The 22,443-nt window shown below is 69.5% G+C and carries 22 protein-coding genes; 5 read left to right on the forward strand and 17 right to left on the reverse strand.

Features of this window, described 5'->3' with window-relative positions:
- Positions 1–462: 462 nt before the first annotated feature.
- On the forward strand, positions 463–1,722 hold the full coding sequence (locus VGJ14_10955; GenBank protein HEY2832932.1) for an MFS transporter: 1,260 nt from the start codon (positions 463–465) through the stop codon (positions 1,720–1,722).
- A 12-nt stretch (positions 1,723–1,734) separates the two neighbouring features.
- On the opposite strand, the gene VGJ14_10960 is transcribed toward VGJ14_10955, so the two are convergent.
- The 16 genes from VGJ14_10960 to VGJ14_11035 all read right to left on the reverse strand — a co-directional run bounded on the left by VGJ14_10960 (position 1,735) and on the right by VGJ14_11035 (position 18,867).
- Positions 1,735–2,232, reverse strand: a complete 498-nt coding sequence (locus VGJ14_10960; protein ID HEY2832933.1) for a hypothetical protein — start codon at positions 2,230–2,232, stop codon at positions 1,735–1,737.
- Complete coding sequence (locus VGJ14_10965; protein ID HEY2832934.1) at positions 2,229–3,008, reverse strand: ABC transporter ATP-binding protein; 780 nt, start codon at positions 3,006–3,008, stop codon at positions 2,229–2,231. Before VGJ14_10965 ends, VGJ14_10960 begins: the two co-directional genes overlap by 4 nt.
- Positions 3,005–3,706 (reverse strand): ABC transporter ATP-binding protein, encoded by a 702-nt coding sequence (locus tag VGJ14_10970; protein HEY2832935.1) that lies wholly within the window; start codon positions 3,704–3,706, stop codon positions 3,005–3,007. Before VGJ14_10970 ends, VGJ14_10965 begins: the two co-directional genes overlap by 4 nt.
- Positions 3,707–3,779: 73 nt before the next feature.
- Positions 3,780–5,726, reverse strand: a complete 1,947-nt coding sequence (locus VGJ14_10975; protein HEY2832936.1) for an ABC transporter permease — start codon at positions 5,724–5,726, stop codon at positions 3,780–3,782.
- A gap of 8 nt (positions 5,727–5,734) precedes the next feature.
- Positions 5,735–6,550, reverse strand: coding sequence for a hypothetical protein (locus VGJ14_10980; protein HEY2832937.1), 816 nt, complete (start codon positions 6,548–6,550; stop codon positions 5,735–5,737).
- A complete protein-coding gene (locus VGJ14_10985) occupies positions 6,547–7,857 on the reverse strand; it encodes a hypothetical protein (GenBank protein HEY2832938.1) in 1,311 nt (436 codons plus the stop codon). Before VGJ14_10985 ends, VGJ14_10980 begins: the two co-directional genes overlap by 4 nt.
- 11 nt (positions 7,858–7,868) lie before the next feature.
- The gene (locus VGJ14_10990) at positions 7,869–9,350 is read right to left on the reverse strand and encodes an ABC transporter substrate-binding protein (protein ID HEY2832939.1); all 1,482 of its coding nucleotides are present in this window, start codon (positions 9,348–9,350) and stop codon (positions 7,869–7,871) included.
- A 14-nt stretch (positions 9,351–9,364) separates the two neighbouring features.
- Positions 9,365–10,480: a phosphotransferase family protein gene (locus VGJ14_10995; GenBank protein ID HEY2832940.1), complete on the reverse strand. Its 1,116-nt coding sequence runs from the start codon at positions 10,478–10,480 to the stop codon at positions 9,365–9,367.
- Between the two features lie 10 nt (positions 10,481–10,490).
- Complete coding sequence (locus tag VGJ14_11000; protein ID HEY2832941.1) at positions 10,491–11,528, reverse strand: tyrosine protein kinase; 1,038 nt, start codon at positions 11,526–11,528, stop codon at positions 10,491–10,493.
- A 73-nt stretch (positions 11,529–11,601) separates the two neighbouring features.
- Positions 11,602–12,525, reverse strand: coding sequence for a hypothetical protein (locus VGJ14_11005; GenBank protein HEY2832942.1), 924 nt, complete (start codon positions 12,523–12,525; stop codon positions 11,602–11,604).
- Positions 12,526–12,543: 18 nt separating this feature from the next.
- Positions 12,544–14,064, reverse strand: a complete 1,521-nt coding sequence (locus tag VGJ14_11010) for an ABC transporter substrate-binding protein (GenBank protein HEY2832943.1) — start codon at positions 14,062–14,064, stop codon at positions 12,544–12,546.
- Positions 14,061–15,968, reverse strand: a complete 1,908-nt coding sequence (locus VGJ14_11015) for an ABC transporter permease (protein ID HEY2832944.1) — start codon at positions 15,966–15,968, stop codon at positions 14,061–14,063. Before VGJ14_11015 ends, VGJ14_11010 begins: the two co-directional genes overlap by 4 nt.
- Entirely contained in the window at positions 15,965–16,510 is a 546-nt protein-coding gene (locus VGJ14_11020) for a hypothetical protein (protein HEY2832945.1), read from the reverse strand. The genes VGJ14_11015 and VGJ14_11020 overlap by 4 nt, the downstream gene beginning before the upstream one ends.
- Positions 16,507–16,803: a hypothetical protein gene (locus VGJ14_11025; protein ID HEY2832946.1), complete on the reverse strand. Its 297-nt coding sequence runs from the start codon at positions 16,801–16,803 to the stop codon at positions 16,507–16,509. The genes VGJ14_11020 and VGJ14_11025 overlap by 4 nt, the downstream gene beginning before the upstream one ends.
- A 73-nt stretch (positions 16,804–16,876) precedes the next feature.
- On the reverse strand, positions 16,877–18,169 hold the full coding sequence (locus tag VGJ14_11030) for a choice-of-anchor P family protein (protein ID HEY2832947.1): 1,293 nt from the start codon (positions 18,167–18,169) through the stop codon (positions 16,877–16,879).
- Positions 18,169–18,867, reverse strand: a complete 699-nt coding sequence (locus VGJ14_11035) for an ABC transporter ATP-binding protein (protein ID HEY2832948.1) — start codon at positions 18,865–18,867, stop codon at positions 18,169–18,171. Before VGJ14_11035 ends, VGJ14_11030 begins: the two co-directional genes overlap by 1 nt.
- 241 nt (positions 18,868–19,108) lie before the next feature.
- Here VGJ14_11035 and VGJ14_11040 point away from each other — a divergent pair, with 241 nt between their 5' ends.
- From VGJ14_11040 to VGJ14_11055, 4 genes are all read left to right on the forward strand, one after another.
- Complete coding sequence (locus VGJ14_11040; protein ID HEY2832949.1) at positions 19,109–19,744, forward strand: TetR/AcrR family transcriptional regulator; 636 nt, start codon at positions 19,109–19,111, stop codon at positions 19,742–19,744.
- Between the two features lie 28 nt (positions 19,745–19,772).
- Complete coding sequence (locus VGJ14_11045) at positions 19,773–20,492, forward strand: hypothetical protein (GenBank protein ID HEY2832950.1); 720 nt, start codon at positions 19,773–19,775, stop codon at positions 20,490–20,492.
- A gap of 15 nt (positions 20,493–20,507) precedes the next feature.
- A complete protein-coding gene (locus VGJ14_11050; GenBank protein HEY2832951.1) occupies positions 20,508–21,452 on the forward strand; it encodes a propanediol utilization protein in 945 nt (314 codons plus the stop codon).
- A 145-nt stretch (positions 21,453–21,597) separates the two neighbouring features.
- Entirely contained in the window at positions 21,598–22,059 is a 462-nt protein-coding gene (locus VGJ14_11055; GenBank protein HEY2832952.1) for a hypothetical protein, read from the forward strand.
- A 156-nt stretch (positions 22,060–22,215) separates the two neighbouring features.
- On the opposite strand, the gene VGJ14_11060 is transcribed toward VGJ14_11055, so the two are convergent.
- On the reverse strand, positions 22,216–22,443 hold the full coding sequence (locus VGJ14_11060) for a hypothetical protein (protein HEY2832953.1): 228 nt from the start codon (positions 22,441–22,443) through the stop codon (positions 22,216–22,218).

Genomic DNA, 22,443 nt, shown 5'->3' on the forward strand with positions numbered 1-22,443 from the left:
GGCCCGCAGTAGCCCCCGAACCCGAGGGCCGGAGGCCGGCCGGGCTGACGTCGCCTAAAGCGACCGACCCACGACGGCGCTCAGCCACGCACGGCGGGAAGGGAAGCAGCGACGAAGCACGCACGGCCGCAGGCCCGCCCGAACAACGGCGGGAGGCCCGACTCACGCGGGCGGCAGGCGATGCGAGCGGAGGAGCGTAAAGCGACCGACCCACCACCAAGTTCAACCAGGCACGGACAGGAGGGAAGCAGCGACGTAGCTCGCGTCGCCTGCGGCCCGCCCCCCACCCCGGGCACCAAACACCGTTGCGTCCGGCCAACCCGCGGTTATAGCGCGCGCTCGGCCGGACGTTACGGAGATGGTGGGGGCCGGAAAGGAGGGTGACTAGCCTTCCCGCAGGAGAACCCCTTGGCGGACGGTTTGGAGCGCATGGCGGCGCAGGCATCTTCGGTGGACCCCGTCATGCGGCGCTCGATTTGGATCGCGGCGTTCGGGACGGTGGTGGAGTGGTACGACTTCAGCCTCTACCTCTACCTCACGCCGGTCATGGGCCGAGTCTTCTTCCACAGCGAACACTCGACGATCCGCGCCTACCTGGTGTTCGCCATCGCCTACCTGATGCGTCCGGTGGGGGCCATGTTCTTCGGCCACTTCGGCGATCGGATGGGCCGGCGCATCAGCCTGGTCATCTCCGCCGGGGTGATGGCGGTGGCCATGGCGATCACCGCGCTGTTGCCGTCGTATGACCGGATCGGACCGTACGCGGGTGTGCTGCTGTTGCTCCTGCGTGCACTCATGGGGTTCTCGGTCGGCGGTGAGTACACCGGCATCCTCGTCTACCTGCTGGAGGTCACCGGGCCACGGCGACGGGGGTATGTGGCCAGCTGGGCGCCGGCCACGAGCCAGATCGGGGCGCTGCTGGCGGTGGGCCTGGCCACCCTGTTCACCGCCCAGCTGTCCGACGATGCGCTCGACGCGTGGGGTTGGCGGGTGCTCTACGGCGTCGGGGCGCTGCTGGCGACCGGCATGCTGCTCGCCCGCCGCTCGCTGCACGAGACGCCAACCTTCGACCGGCTCCGGGCGCAAGGGCGCATCTCGCGCGCTCCGCTGCGCGACGTGCTGCGCGAACAACCTCGCGGGGTGCTGGCCGCGTTCATCATGAGCGCGCTGGGCTCGGTCTCCTATTACGTCGCGATCGGCTACGTACCCACCTTCCTTTCCGATGTCGTCGGGAGGTCCCCGGTCAGCTCTTTGGCCCTGTCCACCATCGCCGGCGCGATCGTCTTCGCGGTCACCCCGGTCATCGGATGGCTCTCCGACGTCACCGGCCGCAAACCGGTGATGATCGGCACCGCGCTGGCCATCGCCCTCCCCGCCCTGCCCCTCTTCGCCGTGCTGAACGCGGGGACCTCCGGACCCACGCTCGCCGCCATGGTGGCGCTCGCGGTGCCGGCGGCGGCGGCCAGCGCCGTCTTCGCTTCCGCCATCCCGGAACAGCTCGCCGCCGTCGGGCGGTTCAGCGGACTTGCCCTCGGCTACAACGCGGCCACGGCGCTGTTCGGCGGCCTCAGCCCGCTGATCGCCTCGGTCCTGGTCTCGGTCACGGGGTGGCGCCTCGCGCCCGCAGTTTTCCTGCTCGGCACCGGACTACTCGTCCTGCCCTTCCTGGTCCGGCTACCGGAGACCGCTCACCAGCCGCTACCCGACGAGCCCCGCAGGTGATGGAGGTGAGCGCTACTTCTGCTGCAGGCCCCCGAGAAAGTCAGCAGCCTGACGCATGGTCACATCGCCGGGCTGCACCACGGGTTGCAACTGGTCGGCTCCCTTCCGCGTCCCGTCCGCCATGGCCTGCAGGAAGGCATTGGCCTGCGGGTTGAACTGGGCCAACGGCGCCGTGCCCTGACGGCCGGCGTCGATGAACTTCGCCGACCCCGGCGCCATCGCCTGGAACGTCTGCGGGCCCGCGCCCTCCGCCAACAACACCTGGGAGGTCACCGGGTTGGCCTGCGGCGGGAACTGCGACACGCCCAGGTTCAACAACCCGGTGCCGATGCCATAGATCTCCGGCAGCACCAGCGTGGACCCGGTCGCGCAGTAGTCGAAGAAGTTCGACAGCCCGGTTACCCGGGGCGGCGGTGCATCATCGGCGTGTGCCGCGGGCGCGAACCCCAGCAGCGAACCACCCGCCACCACCACAGCCAGCAAAACCTTCATCGTCGTCCTCTCGCTCATGCGGCGTCCTTGCCCAGGTACGCGGCCTGCACCTCGGCGCTGGTGCGCACGTCCTGCGCGGTGCCGGCCATCAGCGGCTTGCCGAAGTCCAGCACGAAAATCCAGTCACAGATGTCCAGCACCAAACTCATGTCGTGCTCGACCATGAGGATCCCGATGCCGCGCAGCGCCACCAGGTCCCGCAGCAGCTCACCGAACGCCTTGGACTCCGCCGGGTCCAGACCCGACGACGGCTCGTCGAGCAGCAGGATCCGCGGCCGCCGGGCCATCGCCCGGGCGAGCTCCACCAGCCGGCCCTGACCGGTGGACAGCGACCCCACCACCCGATCGGCCATCGGCGCCAACCCGGTGTCGTGCAGGATCTCGTCAGCCGCCCGGCGGATCTCCCGTCGCCGCGCCCGACCCGCGGATCGCAACCCCAGTTGGGAAACCGGGTCCCAGCTCAACCAGCGGGCCTCAACGCCGAACTCCACGTTCTCCCGCACGGTCATCGTGGTGAACAGCTCCAGGCGCTGGAACGTGCGGCCCAGGCCCATCCGCGCACGACGTGACGGCCCGTGCCGCGCGAGGTCCTCGCCGTCGAGGGAAACCTTGCCCGCTGCCGCCGCCTGCAGCCCGCTGCACACGTTGAACAACGTGGTCTTGCCCGCGCCGTTCGGACCGATGAGGCCGGTAATCCGGCCGGGCGGGGCGTGCACGCTCACCCCGTCCAACGCGGTCAGTCCACCGAAGCGGACAACGACGTCCTCGGCCCGCAGGCCTTCCGCCTGGCTCATGCCACTCCCTCCCCCAGATACCGGGAGAACACCGCGCCGCCCTCGCACTGCGCGGGCTCGCCGACAAACACCACCCGGCCCTTGTGCAGGATGTAGACGTAGTCCGCGATGGCCAACGCCCGGTGCACGTACTGCTCGACGATGAGCAGCGAGCGGCCCTCCGCCTTCAACATGGCCACCGCGTTGAACAACTCGTCGATGACCACCGGCGCCAACCCGACCGACAGCTCGTCGATCATCAGCAGCGCAGGCTGCGTCACCAACGCCCGGGCCACGGCCAGCATCTGCTGCTGGCCACCGGACATGGTCCCGGCGGTCTGGGACAACCGCTCGCCCAACACCGGGAAGTACTTCGTCGCGGTACGCACCGCCTCGGCCTTGCGTCGACCTCGCACGTGCATGGCCAGGTTCTCCGCCACCGTCAGGTTGCGGAAGATGCCGCGGCCCTCCGGGATCAGGCAGATGCCCGCCTCGACCCGGCTGTGCGGGGCGCTGTGCGCGAGCGGCCGGCCGTTCCAGAGCAGGTCACCCGCACTCGGGTGGACCAGGCCGGCGATGGTCTTCAGCGTGGTGGTCTTGCCGGCGCCGTTGGAGCCGAGCAGCGCCACCGTGGCGCCGTCCGGCACCATGATGCTGACGTCGTGCAGCACCTCGGTGCGCCCGTATCCGGCGCGCACATGGCGCAGTTCCAGGCTCATCGACGTCCCTCGTTCCTCGGGACGCCGATGAGGCACGATCGCACTGTGCTCATTGATGAGCTCGCAAGCTCGCTCATCTCGTGGCCACCAACCGCTCGGCCATGCGGGCCCGACGGGCCGCAACGCGCGGTACCCCGTCCTCGGCCCACCGTGCCACGAAAGCCTTGCGGGGTAGCTCGGTGAGCATCCCGATCACGCCATTGGGCGCCTGCGCGAACACGATGGCGGCCACGCCGAACGCGGCGGTCTGGTAGTTGATGACCGAGGCGGAGGTGAAGAACGCCGGGATCGCCACCAGCAGCAGCGTGGCCAACGTGGCCCCGCCCAGCGTCGCCGCACCGGCCGCGACCAGCACGGTCACCCACAGCATCGAGGACAGGAAGTTGAAGCTGGTGGTGGAAACGCTGCTCACCTGCGCACCGAGCAGTCCGCCGGCGATCGCCGCGAAGAACCCGCTGGTGCAGAACACCACGGTCCGCGCGGCGGTGGTGTTGATGCCGAGCGTCTCCACCGCGACGTTGCTGTCCGCGGTGGCCCGCAGCAGCCGACCCAGCCGGGTGGCCCGCACGGTCTCGATGACCACCACCGACACGATGGAGATCACCAGCACGAACCAGTAGAACCCGTTGGTGCCGGTCAGGTCGTGCCCGAACACCGACGGCCGGTTCACCCCGAGCTGGCCCGGGGGGCCGAACACCCACGAGGTGCGGAACAGCAGGTTCTGGAACAGCACACCGAAGCCGAAGGTGGCCAGCGCCAGGAACAGCCCGGACAACCGGATCGCCGGGATGGCCAGCAGGCCGGCCACCGGCACCACGATCAACCCGGACAACAACAGCGCGGGCACGAACGGCACGCCCTGGTGCTGGAGGTGCCCGAGGGTGGTGGCGCCCAGCGCCACGAAAACCGCGTGGCACAGGGAAATCTGCCGGGACAGACCGAGCAGCAGGCTGAGGCTGGCGAACACCACCAGCATGGCCAGCGCGGTCGTCGCGGTGGTGACCCGACTGTCCGTGGCGATCGACGGGATCGCCAGAGCCACCGCCCCAATGCCGATCAGCAGCGCGGTGGGGAACCGCCGCGCGCCCGGCGCCAGCCCGGCCGCCGAGGTACGCGCGCTCACGTTACGAGTCAGTTCCACGAAGCTGCCGCGCTTGCTGACCAGCAACACCCCGAACAGCACGATGAACGGCAGACTCGGCGGAAGACCACCGAGCCAGGTGTGCGAGGTCGCCCAGCGGCCGGTCCACTTGGTGGACAGCTGCCCGGCGATACCGAGCCCGATCGCACCCACGTAGGCGATCGGCAGGCTACGCAGCTTGCCCAACGCGGCCGCGCCGAACGCCTGCACCACCAGCAGGGTGAGCAGGGTGGCGTCCACCCCGAGGGTCGGCGCGAGCAGCACGCCGGCCAGCGCTGCGAACGAGGACCCGAGCATCCAGGCCATCGCCGTGGTGCGCGAGGCGTTCGCCCCGGTCAGTTCGGACAGCTGCGGATCGTCGACCACCGCGCGCATGTCCAGTCCGGTCTGGGTGCGGGTGAAGAAGAGGACCAGGCCCAGGCCCAGCCCGGCGGCGATCGAGGTGATCGCGATCTGGTCGTAGCCGACGTTGACCTGGCCGAGGTCGACCACTCCGGAGGGGAAGATGTTCGGCACCGGGCGCACGGTCGGCCCGTACTTGATGATGACCGCGCCCTGCAGTGCGATCAGCAGGCCGATGGACACCACCACGTACGCGGCGGAACCGGCGCCGACCAAACGGCGGAACAACGCCTTGTCCACCACGATGCCGATCAGTGGGCCGAGCCCGAACACGATCAGCAGCAGGGCGAGCACGGGCTTCACGTGGTGGGTGACGGTCAGCGTGTAGTACACGTAGGCCGAAACCATCGCGACCGTGCCGTGCGCGAAGTTGAACACGCCGGACGTGGTGTAGGTAACCACCAAGCCCAGCGCTGCCAACGCGTAGATGGAGCCGGAGGTGATCCCCAGCACCAGGAATGGCAGGTAATCGCTCATCAGACCGACTACTGCTCGGCGCAGATCGCGCAGCGCTCGACACCGGCCGGCAACGCGACCGGGTCGACCTCGGAAACGGCCTCACCGTGCAGCATGGCGCAGTGCGCCGCGTGCGCGAACCGACCGCCGTTGATGACCAGCAGGCGGCCGTCGGTCCGACGCACCGCGGCCACCGCGACCGGCTCTCTGGTCTCGAAGCGGCGCAGCAACGCGCGGCGGCGGAACTGCAGCCGTCGCTTGCCGATACCCGCCTGCATCGCAACCGCACCCACGGCCAGCACCACCACGAGCGTCGCCCATGCCGTCGAGGTGTACGCCGCACGTTGGGCGGACGCGTGCGCGGCGTGGTACCAGGCCAGGAACCCGCACAGCAGCGCGACGGCCAGCGCCGCGCCGGGCATCTTCATGGCGAGCACGGCGGCGTCACCGCCGGTGACCCGCTGCGCCAGACCCACCTTCACCGGCGTCGTCCGGTGCCCGTTGCTGGTGGCCGCGCTGCGCGCGGTCGTCCGCACCGACTCGACACCGTCGGCGTCGGACGGCGACCCCAACTGCTCCGGCGACAGCCGCAGGATCGCCGCCTCGATGCGGTCGAGCTTGCGCCACTCGTCGTGCATGTCCGCGGAGCTGTACAGCAACGCGCCCACGCCGAGCAGGAACACTCCACCGAGGCCACCGGAAATCAGGTACGCCAGGGCATCCGGGACGTACTTCGTGTGCGCCACACCGTGGTAACCCACGATGAGCGCGATCACCCCGGCCGCCAGGCAGGCCAGGGCGGCCGCCCGGTCCCATTGGGACTTGAGCACTGTCAGGACGTTCACGACGAACGCCCTCCCTTCACGCGTCGGGCCACCGAGGTCAGCACGAGCACACCCGTACCGATCGCGAAGGCCAAGTAGAAGAACTCAAGTTGGGGGTGCACGTCGAGGGTCTCCAGCGCGGTGCGTTCGGTGCCGGAGGCCATGGGTTGGAGATTCACCGTCGGCGGCTGTGACGAGGTGCCGGCCGGCAGCGTCGGGGTGCCCGCTACCGGCACGATCGGGGACACCGCGTCGGACGGCAGCGCCGGCAGGGACGCCGGGGGCGCCACAGCCGGTGTGGTGTCCGAGCCGGTGCCCGTCGCGGAACCCGCGGTACCCGCGGCGGTACCCGAGCCGGTCGTGCCGACCTCCGGGGTCAGCGACGACGAGGAGCCGACGATGCTGCTGGACGCGTTGCCGATCAGCGTGCGGGCCACCCCCACCGGGGAACCGTTGAACGGCAACTTGCCGCGCTGCAGGATCTGCACCCCGGCCGAGCCGCTGCCGCCGTCGTTGCCGGCCAGCGACACGCTTACCCCGGACGAGGCCAGTGCCTTGTTCAGTGCGGCCAACCCGTCCTTGTCCGACGTCCCACCGCTGTTGCCCGGCGCCGTGATGCCCTCCTTATCGAGCCCCACGGTCTGCCCCAGCACGCTCACCCCGATCACGTCGGTGAGCGAGGTGGTGGTGGGCTTGCTGTCGCCGGGGTGCAACAACGAGACGGTGTGCACGTGCACCTCGGCGATGCGCAGCACGCCGACGTCGATGCCGCGGGTGATGCTGTCCGCCGTCGAGGTCATGGTGCCGTCCGCGCCGATGGTCACCGAGGAGTTCTGCAATGAACCCGAGGTGACGATGACGCCGGCCGTCGGACCGGCGGCCTTCGCCGCCGACACCGCCGAGCGTGGCCCGGATTCCGCGTCGAGCGTGATGGTGCCGCTGGCGTCCTGCGCGGAGGCCTTCGGCGTCAGGTTGCCGTCGGTCACCACGTAGAGCGGGTAGGTGAACGGGAAAGCCTGCCCCGTACCCACGTTGGCCAACGCGGGGGCATTGACGATGGTGTCGCCCGGGTACGGGAACGACGCGAACGCGGTGCCCGCGCCGGAGGAGTTCACGTCGGCCTGGGCCACCGGCCCACCGACGTCGTAGAACTGATCCACCACCAGGAAGCCGGGGAAGTCATAGCTGGTACGGATCCCGCTGGCGTTCGCGGTGCCCACCGCGACCCCGCCGCCGGGCGGCGGAATGTCCGCTGCCTTCGCCGGGGTCACGCCGAGCACGCCCAACCCACCGAGCCCGAGCAGGCCGGCCCACACAGTTCCTCGCACGAACGCGCGCATCACGTACCCGGCTTCCAGTCGGGGGCGCACACAAAGCCGCCATGCTGGACGAACTTGCCACCCTGCACCTGAATCGGTGAGATGCAGCGGTTGGTCATGGTGCGGTCATCGCCCAGCGGGAAGGTAACGCCGGGCAACAGCCCGCCGAGCTTCTCGCCGTGCACCGACCGCAGCAGCGCGATCATGTCCGCCGCGGTGACCGTCTGCTTGTTCAACGCGAGCGGTGCGTACTTCTCCAGCAGCTTGCCGAACACGAACGCGCCGGCGCCCACGTCGCCCATCACCTTGCCCGGCTGGTAACGCGCCATCGCCTCGCGATAGTCCGCGAGCAGCGGGGAGGTGGAGTAGGCCGGGGTGCGGCTGGCCAGGATCAACCCGTTCAGGATCGGGCCCTGGTCCAGCGTGGCCTGGATACCGAGGTTGTAGGTGCCGGAGAACACCGGGGAGTAGTTCTGTTGTTTGGCGTTGCGGGCCACCCGGCCGACGCTGGCGCTGTCCAGCAGCAGCACCACCACGTCCGCACCGGCGTTGCGGGCCTGCAGCAACTGTGCGGTGTAGTCCGGCTGCACCAGCGAAACCTGCGCCTTGTAGACCATGCTCAAGCCCTTGTAGGGCAGGAAATGGCTGAAGCTGGTCATCTGCTGCGCGCAGGTGGCCGCCTCCTGGCAGTACAGGATCGCTGCCTTGCGGTGGTCGGTCTGCGCCAGGATCGTGTTGATGAATCCCCAGGCCTGGCCGATGTCCGCGCCGTTCAATGGGTTGAAGACCATCGACGAATGGTCCGACGAGATCGCCGCCCCGATGCTGCCGATCACCGGCACGCCCTTGGACTTCAGGTACGGCAGCGCGCCGTCGAGCTCACCGAAGGTGTACTCGTTGAAGATGGCGACCGCGTGCTCCTGCTCCACGCACTTCTGCGCGATGGACTGCGCGTTGGCCGCGGCGCCGCCATCGTCGGCGATGATCATCTTTACCGGGTGACCGGCCAGGCCGCCCTTGGAGTTGATCCAGGACGCCCACGCCGCGTTCGCCACCGGCGCCGGGCCGGAGACCGCGCCCAGCACGCCGGAGGCGTTGCCGAACGAGCAGAGCGTGATCGGGTCGCGCGGGCCGGTGGGCAACGGCAGGTCCGCCTTGGCCTTCGGCGCGGCGGCAGCAGCGACCGGCTGGGCCGCGGACTTCGCGGTCTTCGCCGTGCCTGCCGCGGGTGCGACCGGCGCGGTCACCGCGGCGGGTGCGTTGGCCGCAGCGGCGGGCGCCGCCGCGCCGGCGGCCGGTGCATCAGCCGTGGGGCCGGCGTCGATCGCGGTGCCGCCCGGCTGTGCCGCTACCGGTTGGCTGAACGCGGCCTGGCCCACGGCCAATTCGTTGTCGCTCAGGGCGCTGCCGCAGCCGGCCAGCATCAGCGAGCCGACCACCGCCACGGCCGCCGCGACGGCGGCCCGCCCGCTTCTATGTGAACTGTGTCGGTGCAAACGCATGTCCACTCCTCGACTCACCGGTTCCCGATGAACGACTGTGCGGTGCCGGTCGGCGCGTCGGCGCCGATGAACTTGGCGAGCAGCTGGCTGGCCGGGTTGCTGAACTTCATCGGCGCGTCCGGCGGCAGCAGCCCGATGGAGATCATCATGTTGCCCGCGCGGTGCATGAGGATGGACAGCTTCAGCGCACCGAACGCCTCATAGAAGTCGGCATGCTTGACCTGATGTCCGGTCAGCTCGGTGTAACGAGCGATGATCGCGTCCCGGTCCGGGAAACCCTCGGGCAGCGGTAGGCCGATGCCCTCGGTGTGGTGGCGCTGCAGCAGCAGCCACCAACCCAGGTCTTGCTCCGGCGAACCGAGGGTGACCATCTCCCAGTCCAGGATCCCGGCGACACCGAGCTCGTCGCTGATCAGCAAGTTGCCCAGCCGGGCGTCGCCCCAGTTGAGCACGGTCGGCTCGGCACCGGGCTTGTTGGCCTCGATCCAGGCGAAGCCGGCCTCGATGGTCGGGTTCACCTCGCCCTCGGCGGCCCAGGCGTAGGTGTTGCGCCAGTCCGCGATGGACTGCTCCAACGGGGTGGCGCCCAACTCGGGGTGGTCCAGGAAGTCCAGGCCCAGCGCCTTGTAGTCCGCCGCGTGCACCTTGGTCAACGCGATCAGCGCGTTGTCGCACATGGTTGCCCGTTGCTCGGGGGTCAGCTCGTCGAGCACCCACCCGGTGGCGGTGAACGGCGGGTCGTCCGGGGCGATGCGCCCACTGAGGCGTTCCATCACCAGGAAGTGCGAGCCGAGCACGGAGGTGTCGGTCTCCACCCACGGGGTGGCCGGCACCGGGGCGTCAGTGTGCTGCGAGAGCGCGTGCAGCACGCGCTGCTCGGTGACCAGGTCGTAGCGCGGGAACACGCCCGGGCCGGTCGGCGCGACCCGGGCCACATACTGCGCGCTGTGCGGGCCGGACTCGTCGGTCCACGAGGCGTTGAACATCAGCGTCTCGTTGGACATCCCGCTTGCCTGCGGGATCGTCACGTCGGTGACCTGCACGTCGCGTGCGCCGGGCAGCTTGCCGATCAACCAGTCGCGCAGTTGGATCGCGGACTTCTCCGGGTCGCGGGTGTTGGCCAGTGCCATAGCGGGCTCCTCAGCTGCTCTTGTTGCGCGCCTTGAGGGCACGCTGGTAACGGTCGAACCAGATCTCCTGGTAAGTGGCGTGAGTAACCCGCCCGTGCGCGTCCGTCCAACGGAACACGCTGTCGTGGAAGGCCACGTTGGGCCAGGCCGGAATCACCGCGGTGGCGATGGCCTCGCCGGTGAACCGGTGGATGGCCCCGGTGGAGTCCTCCGCCTCGATCTCCTGGCGCAGGGTGGCGAAGGTGATCGGCTGCTGCTCCAGCACATTGCGCCTGACCCGGACGATGTCCAGGGTCTTGTCGCCCTGTTGCAGCCAGGCGAAGTGATGCGTCGGCTTGTCGGCCGGCATGTCGAAGATGCCCGCCCAGGTCGGCTCGGTGTCCGCAGCCTCGAAGGAGATCTGATTGAAAATCAGGTCCTCACCGAAGTACATCGGGGACCAGCCCACCGGCGGCACCGGCACTCCCCCGCGGTTCTCCTTGCGCACCTGGCGCCAGGAGCGGTCGCGCGGGGCGTAGCAGTCCACGTCGAACTGCTCGCCGTTCAACGTCACCGTGCCGACCGCGTGCATGAACTGCTCGGTCCCGCCGGGGGAGCGACCGGGATCGTCGTGATGGTCTTCTTCGCCGGGCATGATGTGCCCGCGGGCGAGCAGCGGAGTGACCGCGGCCTGGACGATGTCGAACGAGGTGTCACCGTCGGAGTAGGTCAGTCGCGCGGTGCGGCCGGGTTCGATGAACTCGATGCTCAGCCCGTTCGCGGTGGTGATGCGGTTTCCCTCCACCGTCGGCCACGGCATGGTGATCTGGTAGTCGAGGTGCTCGATGTCGGTCGGGGTGTAATTCTCGGTACCCCGGAAGATCGCCACCCCGCCCTGGCACAGCGGGAAAGCGGGTTGGTAACGGATGTAGATGAAAGCGCCGATCCGCGCCTCGGGCACGGAGAACCCGAAATAGTGCGTGTGAATGGTGTGCGGGTCCCACGTCTCGCCGGGCCCCGGCAGGGGCAGCACGAGGTCGGAGGACGCCGGGTGCGTACCGAGGCTCATCGACCCACCTCGTTCCTCGGTGCGCCGATGAGGCACGTCGGCACTGTGCTCATTGATGAGCTCGCAAGCTTGCTCATCGCAGCGCCCCCACGATTGGCGCCGGCGCGGGAGCCGTCGGCGTCGAGATCGGCATGTCCGCGGCGGCGTCAGCCTTGGCAGAGGGCATGACCAGCGCCTTGATCTGATCGAAGACGTTGCCCTCGTGGCCGCTTTCCGGTTGGGCGACGGCCAACGAGATGAACCACACCGCGTACAAACAGAGCCCGAGGGTGACGCCGCACGCGGCATAGGTGGCGAACCACGACACGTCATGCTGGTTGAGCGTGAGCCACATCGGCCATGCGGTGGCGCCGTTGGCCAGGCCGTCGGCCATCGGGATCAACGGGATCACGCCGAGCAGGGCCAGCGGGGTACTCACCTGCTTGCGCAGGAAGTAGATCAACGCACCGGCGACCATCGGCATCACCGGGTTGACGAAGCCCCACCATATGGGGAAGCCCCACGGGTTCAACGGCTGCTTGCCGTAGTACAGGTAGGTGTGCATGAGGATGCCCGGCGACTCCAGCGCCAGGTCGACGATGCAGTCCAACGCCCACAATTGGAACAGCATTTTGCGGGTGATGCCGTTCTGGAAGAGCCGGCTGGCGAAGTAGCCCAGGCCGCCGACGTACCACGGGTACACGAAGCAGATGTAGAGCGGCATCGTGCGGTCCAGCACGGTGAAGGTACCGAGCGCGTTGTTCTCCTTGAGGTACACCTGGCCGAGCACGTCGACGACGGGCTCCATGCCGGCCGCGAACGCACCGCCGATCAGGCAGTACAGCAGGACCGGGTCCTTGTGCTTGCGGATGCGTTGCAGGGAGTAGGCGAACATCCCCAGCAACGGCAGGAAGATGAAGATGTTGAAGATCGTCTCGGGCGTCTTCGGCATCCGGTCCTGGGTCGGAGGCTGCGGGATCGTCGGGACGTCCCCGGCGAGCTGCAGAAGCAGGTGCATGATTCTCCCTCGCGTCTATCAGATGCAGTTGAACTTGGTGCCCTGGGGCGCGAAGAAGCCGCGCTTGTCAAAGGCCATGGGGGCGTAGCAGAAGTTCTCCGGCGCATGCGCTTCGCCGAAGGTGTACGTGGTCGGCGGGATCAGCCCACCGAGGGTTTCGGACTTCACCAGGCCGAGGCCCTTGTAGATCAGCGCCCGGGTCAGCGGCGCGGTGCGCGCCGAGGGACCGAGCAGGTCCACCACGCGCTCAAGCATGGTCGCGCAGGACCAGGCCAGCGCGCTGGACGCCTCGATGCGCACGGTGGGGGCGTAGCGGGCCATCGCGGTGCGGAACAACTTCTCGCCGAGAATGTCCGCGCCCTGGGAGAACGGGAACACCGGCGCGGCCATGGACAGCGTGGCGTTCTGCAGGTTGGTGTCCGATGGGTCGAAGCCGGCCTGGCTGGCGGTGATGGCGATGGGCACGGCCAGCCCGACGGTGGCGCAGGACCGGGCGGTGCGGGAGACGCCACCGGCGTCACCGGCGAAGATCAGCGCCTGCACGCCCGCGGTCTTCGCGGCCTGACAGGCGGAGGTGAAGTCGTTCTGGGTCAGCGAGATCTGCGTCTCGTACGCGATGTCCATGCCGAACTTCTTGGCGTAGCCATCTTTGTCCAGGGTGTCGCGGAACGCCGTGCACGCGGTGGACTCGACGCAGTAGAAGATGCCGAGCTTCTTCACACCCTGCTTCGCCAACGCTTGCACGGAGCCGGCGAACTGCGCGCGCTCGTTTCCGCCCACCGGGAACAAGTCCGGGGACAGGCGCCAGTCCGGGGTGACCTGGTCGCCGCCGATGGCGGCGATGTGCATGCTCTCCACGCCCTTGCGGAAGCCCTGCACGTCCAGCGGGGCGTAGTTGGCGACCAGGGCAACGGCGTTGCGCTGCTGCACCATCTCCTTGACCGCGGCCTCACTGCGCGCCGGGTCGGAGGCGGTGTCCTTCTGGAACAGGGTGACCGGGTGGCAGCCGATACCGCCGCGCAGGTTCACGTCGCGCACCCACACCGGCAGCACATTGAGCGCGCCCTGGTTGTTCGCACCGACCAGGCCGGAGAAAGCGCCGACCTGACCGATGACCACCGGCGGGCCCTGGGTGGTGCAGCCGACGGCGACCGCGGGCGCCGGCTTCCCCGCGGTGGCGCCCGCCTTTGCCTGCCGCGCCTTCGGCCCGACGACCGGCGTGGTCGTCGCGGCGGCGGGTGCAGCAACCGCGGCGGGGGCCGAGTCATCGCTTCTTGTTCCGGCGTTTTGGGCTATCGGAGCCCCGGGATAGCCCGAAACGCCGGACGAAGATGTGGTGGTGGTGGTGGTGGGAGTTTCGGCGGCCGCGTGCTCCAGGGCGGCGACGCGACCGTTCAGGTCGCCGCCCTCGGCGGCGACGATCTGCGCGGAGTCCACCCGCGAGCCGCCGCAGGCGGGCAGCAGGAAGCCGGCCACGACGAGCACCACGCCGACGCGCAGCGCCCGGCTGCGACGGTGGAACATCTGACGCTCCTTCATGACAGCGCCTCCCGGGTCGTGAACGACGGCGCCGCCAACCGGGCGCCGGCCGGACCGCTGCGGCCCAGGCGGTGCGCGGAGGAGCGCACACCGCGGGCGAGCAGGGCCGAGCCCCGGGTCGGCAGGTCGACCGCGGACAACACCGCGGCGACGCCGAAGGCCAATTGGAACCACAGCGCGGTGCGTGCCCCGTCGAAGTAGACGAGCGGGATCACACTGATCACCGGAGCGACCACCGCGGCGGACAAGGTGCCGGGACCGGCCAGCGACAGCACGGCCAGGATCACCATCGAGTTCACGTAGTTGTAGGAGTCGGCGGACACCGAGGAGAACACGCACGCACCGAGCGCCCCGGACAGCGCGGCCAACGCGGCGCTGACGCAGAACACCAGGGTGCGGGTGATGTTGACGCCGGCCCCCAGGGTGGACAACGCGACCGGGGAGTCCGCCAGGCCGCGCAGCAACCGACCCAGCCGGGATCCCTCGAGCACGCCCACCCCGATCAGCGCCAGCACACACACGGCCAGCACCAGGTAGTAGTACTGCGTGTCGCCGTCCAGCGCGGCCGGGCGGCGGGTGGTGTGCCCGCGGGTGCCGAAGAAGAAGCTCTTGCCGTACATGTACTGGGCGAGCAGGATGCCGAAACCCAGCGTGGCCAGGCCCAGGTACAGCCCGGACAGCCGGATCGCCGGGATGGCCACCACCGCGCCCACCGGTACCGCGATCAGCGCGGCGACCAGCACGGCCACGCCCCAGGGCAGCCCGTGGTCCAACAACCGGCCCACCGCGGCGCCGCCGATGGCCGCGAAACCCACCTGGCACAGGGAAATCTGCCCGGAGACGCGGACCAACAGCACCAGGGAGAGGAACAGCAGCACCTGGGTGCCGGCCACCGTGTAGGAAGTGCCGTGCACGCCCCAATAGGACGGTGCGGCGAACGCCGCGACGGCCAGCACGGCCCAGCCGATCAACTGCGTCTTGGGGTTGGGCCGGTGGCCGCGCGGCTTCGGGCGCACCTTGCCACCGAGTTCGGCGAGTTTGTGCCGCGGCAGCACGATCAGCACCACGAACAGCACCAAGAACGGGGTGTTCACATCCAGGCCGTGCATCCAGGAGTGGTGCACCGCGGACTTGGACAGCAGCGCCTGCAGCACGCCGACCGCGAGGCCACCGGCGTAGGCCAGCGGCAGGCTGGTGAACGCGCCGATGGCGGCGGCGCCGAAGGCCTGCACCACCAGCAGGGACAGCAGGGTGACGTCGAGTTGCTGCTGCGCGCTGGCCAGCAGGATGCCGGACACCGCGGCGAACGAGCAGCCGATCAGCCAGGAGAACCGACGCACCCGGGCCGGCGCGACCCCGGTGAGGGAGAGCAGCGCAGGGTCGTCCACCACGCCGCGCATGCCGCGCCCGAGCCGGGACCGGGAGAAGAACAGGTACAGCGCGACCGCGGAGCTCAATCCGAACACGACCACCACCACGTTCTCCGTGGTGACGTGCACGCCGGAAACAGTGAACGCGGTGTGCGGGGTGAGCAACGGTTCGAAGGTACGCGCGGACGGGCCGTAGAGCAGTGCGGCGAGCGCCGGGATGGCGACGACCAATCCGACGGTGGCCACCAGCTTTGCCCCGGTCGGTGCGCCGGCCAGGCAGCGGGCCAGTTGCTCCATGATCAATCCGGCCACCACACCGAAGCCGAGCACGGCGACCGCCGCGGCCAGCGGCCAGACCAGACCGTGTTCCTGACGCAGCTGGTGGAACACCACCGCGGCCGCGGCTGCCACCGCACCGTGCCCGACGTTGAGCACACCGGAGGTCTTGTAGGTGAGCACGAGGCCCATCGCCGCGATGCCATACACCGACCCGACGACGACGCCGATGACCAGGAACGGAACGTACGCGCTCACCGCTCGTCCCTCGCGGTGGTGTTGATTGAGAGCTCGCTGCGCTCACCGGCGCACACCCCGCACGCGACGAGGTCCAGGTCCCCGGCGGTCAGCGCGCGCATGTCCTTGCCCGCCACCAGCAGGCAATCCGGGGCGTGGTGGTGACGCATACCGACCCGGGTGACCCGGCCCGCGGCGGGCCCGGCGGCCCGCGCCGGCGCGCGCAGTCGGTCCCGGCGGGCCTTGACCGCCAGCAGCACCGCGCGGTGCTCGGCGCGCACCCTGCGCAGGCCCAGGCCCAACCAAATACCGATGCCTGTGCAGGCCACCGTCACGCCGAGGACCGCCAGCGCGGTCCAGCGCACCTGCTCGGTCCAGTCCACCGTGCCACCCGCGCCGTACCAGGCGATGCCGAGGATGACCACCGCCACGGTCAGCGCCAGCGCCACGAAGCGGTGCTCCCCCGGCCGCCACGGCGTCGTGGCGCGGACGTCGGCCGTCCCGGTGCGCCGGGCCGCCCGGGCCGGCATCACCTGACGAGCCATCAGGCCGGTGGAAGTCACGAAGAAACCCGCCCGGTGGCCGCGGCCTCGGCGTCGGCCAGTTCCTGGCGCAGCGAACGCAGCTCACGCCACTCGTCGCGCAGGTCGGCGGACACCCACATCATCCCGGCCACCGCGCACAACACCACGCCCAGCGCGCCGGCGGAGATGAAGTACGGCAACTGCTGGGCCACGTGCGGGGTGCCGCTGATACCGACGTAACCGTTGATCAGCACAACCGCCGCCGCGATCAGAGCGCCGACCGCGATCGCGCGGTCCCACTGCGCCTTCAGGTACGTGATCAAGTTGCTCATCGACACACCTCGTTCCTCGGTGCGCCGATGAGGCACGACCGCACTGTGCTCATTGATGAGCTCGCGGGCTCGCTCATGGGCGCACCCCTCGCGCGACAACGATGCGGACGGTGACGACCCCGATCAGGCAGGCGCCGATCAGCGCCAGGTAGGCCCCGCGGGCGCCGCTGCGGTGCAGCGCGAGCGTTGATGCCAGCGGCGTGAACTCACGCGCCGGGCTCTGCGAAATCAACGCGACGGTCGGCACGCCCCCGGGCAACGGCGCCGCCGCCGGCGCGACGACCGGTGCTGCGGGCAGCGCGGCGGGCAGACCGGTACCGGCCACCGGTGAGGCCGGGGCCGCCGCGGTGGGCGGCGCGGCGGGCAGGCCGGAGATGAGCCGCGCGTCGATCAGCGCGTTGGCCTGGCCGATGTCCAGGCGCACCGCCGAGGAGCCCGCGAAGCCGGCCGGGTTCGGCGGTGGCGCGGGCAGCGTCGCGGTCAGCGAGAGCACCGGGGCGAGCACGCCGGTCGCGGTGTCCGTGGCGGCCTGGTAGCTGCCGGTCACCCCGGCCGCGGCCAGCGCGGCGAAGAAGTCCTTGGTGGCGATCGGGATCTCCACGCCGTTCCCGGCGGGCGGCTCGAAATAGAACTGCCCGTTGCGCAGGGCGAAGGAGGGCCCGACCACTGCGCCGCCAGGACCGGCGTTCGGGGTCTGCGACGGCGGGGTGAAGTGCACGCCGGGCACCCGCAGTGCGTCGATCTCCAACGCGCTGCTGCGGGTGAGCTTGCCGTCGGCGTCGGCCGCCACCTTCGCCACGCTGTGAATGCCGTCCAGGGTGACCAGGCCGGCCAGGTCCAGCGCAGACTGGCGGGCCTCGGCCAGCGCGGCCACCGTGCCGTCGTCGGTGTGCTCGATGTGCGCGGTGGACACGTAGCCGGTGGAGGCGCTCAACGACTCGGCGCGGGCATCGGCGACGCGATCGGAGCTCCGCGCGGCCAGTTCGATGCCCGGCGCGCTCACGCTGTTCGGGTCGTCGCCCAGTTCGGCATGCGCGTAGAAGGGGTACTGCGGCAGCGGCGGCGAGCCCGGCACCACCGCGCTGATCAGGCCGGGCAGGCCGACCAGCCCATCGCCGGGGTAGGGGAAGGCGGCCAGCGCGGACGAGCGAGGCAACGAGCTGAGCCGGGCCTCGGCCGCCGGGCCGGAGGCCTCGGGCACCACGCCCAGCGGCGTGTTCCCGCTGGTGTAGGTGACCCGCGCGCCGTAGGCGACCGCGGAGGCGTCGTAGGTGGTCTCCGCCCGCGCCGTGCCGGGCGCCAGGGTCACCGCGCCGAGCACCGCGGCGCCCGCGGCCAGCGCGGCGGCAACGGTCCGAGGTCGCATCAGTGCGCTCCCGTCCCGAGGTAACCGGCGAAGATGGCGTCGCTGTCGACCTCGCCGGGCTCGCCCGCGAAGCCGATCCGGCCGCGGTCGAGCAGGTACACGTAGTCGGCGGCCTCCAGCGCGCGGGTCACGTACTGCTCGACCAGCAGCAGGCTGGTGCCCTCCGCGGCCAGGGCCCGCAGGAACACGAAGATCTCGTCGACAATCTTCGGCGCCAGGCCCATCGAGACCTCGTCCAACAGCACAACCTTGGGCCGCTGCACATAGGCACGCGCCAGCGCGAGCATCTGCTGCTCGCCACCGGACATGGTCCCGGCGATTTGGCTCATTCGCTTGCCCAGCTTGGGGAATGCGCTTGTCGCGCGCTCGAGGGCTTCGCGCTCCTGGCGCGGGCGGGCCTGCAACAGGATGTTGTCCCGCACGCTCATCGTGGGGAACACGCCGCGGCCCTCGGGCACATGGCAGATGCCGCGCGCGACGAGTTGTTCCGGGGCCCGGCCGGTGACGTCGTCCCCGTCCACCAGCAGCCGACCGGCGGTGGGGCGCAGCAGGCCGGAGGCAACGCGCAGCAGCGTGGTCTTGCCCGCGCCGTTCGCGCCGAGCAGGGCGACCACCGAGGACGGCGGCACGGCCACGCTGACCCCGCGCAGCACGGGCACGGCGCCGTAAGCGGCGTGCACGTTCTCCACGAGCAGCATGAAGCCTCCATATGGGTGCGGGCTGCCGCCGTCGGTGGGTTCGCGACACCGATCCGGGGCCCGAAATCTCCCGCTGACCAAAAAGTAGCACTTGCTGTATAACTTCTTCAAGACTGAAAGTTGATTTCAAAAAAGTTCCGTGCCACTCTGTGTCCAGGCGCCGGCGCAGTCCCACCGGCTCTGTTGACCTTTTTTGCTGACGTGACGTCAGATCGCTTCTGTTTAGGGGAGACTCGAACCCATGCTGAGCCGCGGCGCACAGAATGGCGAGGCGGAGGGCCGTACCAGGACCGACCGTCGCCGCGAGCGGACCCGCGGGAAGCTCACCGACGCGACCCGGGAACTGATCGCCGAGAAGGGCGTCGCCGGGCTGCGCATCCAAGAGATCACCGACCGCGCTGATGTCGCGCTGGGCTCGTTCTACAACCACTTCGAGTCCAAGGAGGCCGCTGTCGAAGAAGTGGTCGCGGGCAGCCTGCGGGACATCACCGAGACACTGGCCTCGGACCCGGTGGAGGATGCCGGTGAGTTGGTCAGCACCGCCATCCGGCGCTTCGTCGGCCTGGCGTACACCGACCCGGACTTCGCCCGCCTGGTGGTGCACCTGGACCACGCAGAGGACATTTTCGCGGTGGCCGTGTACCCGGCCGCACGTTCTGCGGTGGAGCGCGGCATCAAGGAGAAACGCTTCAGCGTCCCCGACCTCGACGTCGCCGTCACACTCATCGTCGGCGGCGCGCTGGCCCTGATGCGCAGCATCGTCGACGACCGACTGGGCGCCGGCGCCGACCGGCACTACGCCCAGATCAGCCTGTGTGCGCTCGGGGTACCGGCCACGGACGCCGCCAAGATCGCCCGCCTGCCGCTGCCCCGCTGACCGCTTGCCCACGTCGGAGGACGCCGCAATGAACCAACTGGCCCAGAAGATCTGCCTGCACTTCACGTGGCTGTTCGTGGCTTTGGTCGGCGGCGCGTTCGCGGTGGCCGGCTGGATTCCGCCGTTCTCCCCGAACGGCAGCTTCGAGCAATTGGCGGCCCACTTCCACCACCACCAGAACGTGCGCATCGCCTCGGCGATGTTCTTCTTCGGCGGCGCGTTCTTCGTCTTCCCGTCCGCGGTGTTCGCCGCGCAACTGCGCCGCATCGAGGGTCCGCGCTCGGTCTACGCGCAGGCGCAGATGCTCATCTCGGCGGTAGGCGTGCTGTTCATCATGATCCCGGCCGCACTGTGGCTGGCCATCTCCTACTACAACGGCGTGCAGGACGACGTCGTCGTGGTGCTGAACGCGGTCGCCTGGTTCATGATTCTCGGCGCGGTCAGCAGCGCGATCCTGCAGAACGTGGGCATCGGCTTGTGTGTGCTCGGCTCCGACGGCAGTGTCTACCCCCGCTGGGTCGGCTACGTGAACCTCTACTGCGCCATGGGTCTGATGGTCGGCATCCTCATCCCGTTCTTCAAGCACGGTCCGTTCGCCTGGAACGGCGTGTTCGGCTTCTGGGTCGTCGCCGTCGACTTCTTTATCTGGGTGTTCGTCATGTACTTCACCACGCTGAAAGCGGTCAACGCCGACGTCGCGATGCCGACGTCGGACGTCGCGGAGCCCGTGCTGGTCGCGGCGCGCTAGGAGGAGCAAGAGTTCATGGGCGGCGGTTACCAGTACAGCGTCGACGACGAGGGCAGCCACTCTGCCGGGCCGGATCCGTGGTGGCAGGAAAGCGTGTTCGTGCACTGGTACGACGCCACTCACAAGGTCGGCGGCGTGCACCGCATCGGACATGAGCCGCACGCGAACGGCGGCGAGGCCGCGGTGCAGTGCTTCGTGTTCGACGCGTACTCCAGCTACCGCCGGGTGGGCCGGGTGCCGCTGCTGCCGGCCGAGACCGAGCGCGGCTTCCGCGCCGCCGGCAGCACCTGGGACATCGAGGACGGGCTGCCCCGGGTTCGGGTCAAGGAGGACGGCCTGGAGTTGGACCTGCGGATCGACAACTTCTATCCGCTCACCGACTTCTTCCCCTCCAGCGGCAGCATGGTCGACGACTTCGCCAAACACCACTACGAGACCTCGGGTCGCGCGCGCGGCACCGCGAGCATCAACGGCCGCGAGTACGTCGTCGACGCGCTCTGCCACCGCGACCACTCCTGGGGCCCGCGCCGCTGGGACATGCTGCTCTCCCACCGCTGGGTGTCCGGCTCGCTCGGCCCGGAGCTGTCCTTCGGTTCGATGGCCTGGCACGCGATCGACGACAGCACGGTGAGCATCGGCTACATCGTGCGCGAGGGTGAACTGATCCTCGCCGAGAGCGTGGACATCGTGACGTTCATGGAGACCGACGCGATGACCCACCGCGGCGGCATCCTCACCCTCAACCTGCCGGGCGGCGAGCAACTGCGCGCGCACTGCACGGTGGTCAACGGCGTGGTCACCACCAACCACGGCGTCTACTGGGTGGACTCGCTGTGTGAGGTCACCATGGACGACGGCCGCACCGGCTTCTGCGACTTCGAAATCTCCACCAATCCCCGCGCCGGCACCCGCGAGGTCAAGGTGGCCAAGCACGCCGCCATAAACGACGGCTGGAGCTAAAACCGCGTAACGTCAACAAAAACGTGGCCTTAGCCCTCACTTTCGCTGACGTCAGCGCCCTTTGCCTTCGCGTCTATTCTGCAAAGGCTGAAAAATGTCCCGCCTTGCCCTGGTTCGCCCCTCATCCAGGGCTCACTGTGAACGCATGGCCGTTCTCTGGGAAAGCGCTGTTTCCGCGAGTGCAGGCATCGCTCTGCAGCCGGCTGACCACTCCCCGCGAGTGCAGTCCCGCCCGTTCGGACCCCTGCCGCGCGCGGCGGTCGCGATCTACGGAGCCGTGCTGGCCCTGGCCGGCCTGACGCTGTGTTTCCTGGCCGGGACCGGCATCGCGTTCCGGGCGGCGGGCGCCAACGCCCTGCTGCTCGGCGTGGGGTGCATCCTGCTCGCGGCCCGCGTGGGTCGTGCGCCGCGAAAGACATCGCGCGACGCCGCGCCCGAGGCCGTTGACACGAAGCTCGTGGCTGCGCGCGTGGTCAGCGAGTTGGAGGACCTGCGGCGGCAGGTCGCGGAGCTGACGGAGCAGTGCGCGACGTTCGACGTCCAATGGACCGACAAGGACCCCCGAACGCGGACGCCTCTCGCACCCCAGTCGTCGGAGGTCCAGTAGCTGACGGCGCGTTAGTTCGTGGTGGGGCGGGCGCCAGGAGACACAACTGACGGGCAGAGTTGAAACCAGAGTCGCAAACCCGGGCTCGAAATCGCCTCGCCCGTTTCAACCATGCCCACCAGTGGTGTGCCGGCGCGGCGTCATCGGCCACGACGGCTATTCGGCCTCGCGCCAGCGTTCGGACGACGGGTCGAGCAGGGTGCGCAGATGCTCGTCGGAGGCCCAGCACAGGGCTTCCAGGATGAGCGCGTCGACGTAGCCGACGCGGTCGCTGCTCATGTCCTCAATGCGCAGCCGGGGTCCGTTGCCGCTGCGGTCGATGGACAGCCGGACACACGCGAACTCGCTGTCCACGATGCCGAGTTGCTCGAGGCTCTCGTCCAT

Source organism: Sporichthyaceae bacterium, assembly GCA_036493475.1.
Taxonomy (GTDB): domain Bacteria; phylum Actinomycetota; class Actinomycetes; order Sporichthyales; family Sporichthyaceae; genus DASQPJ01.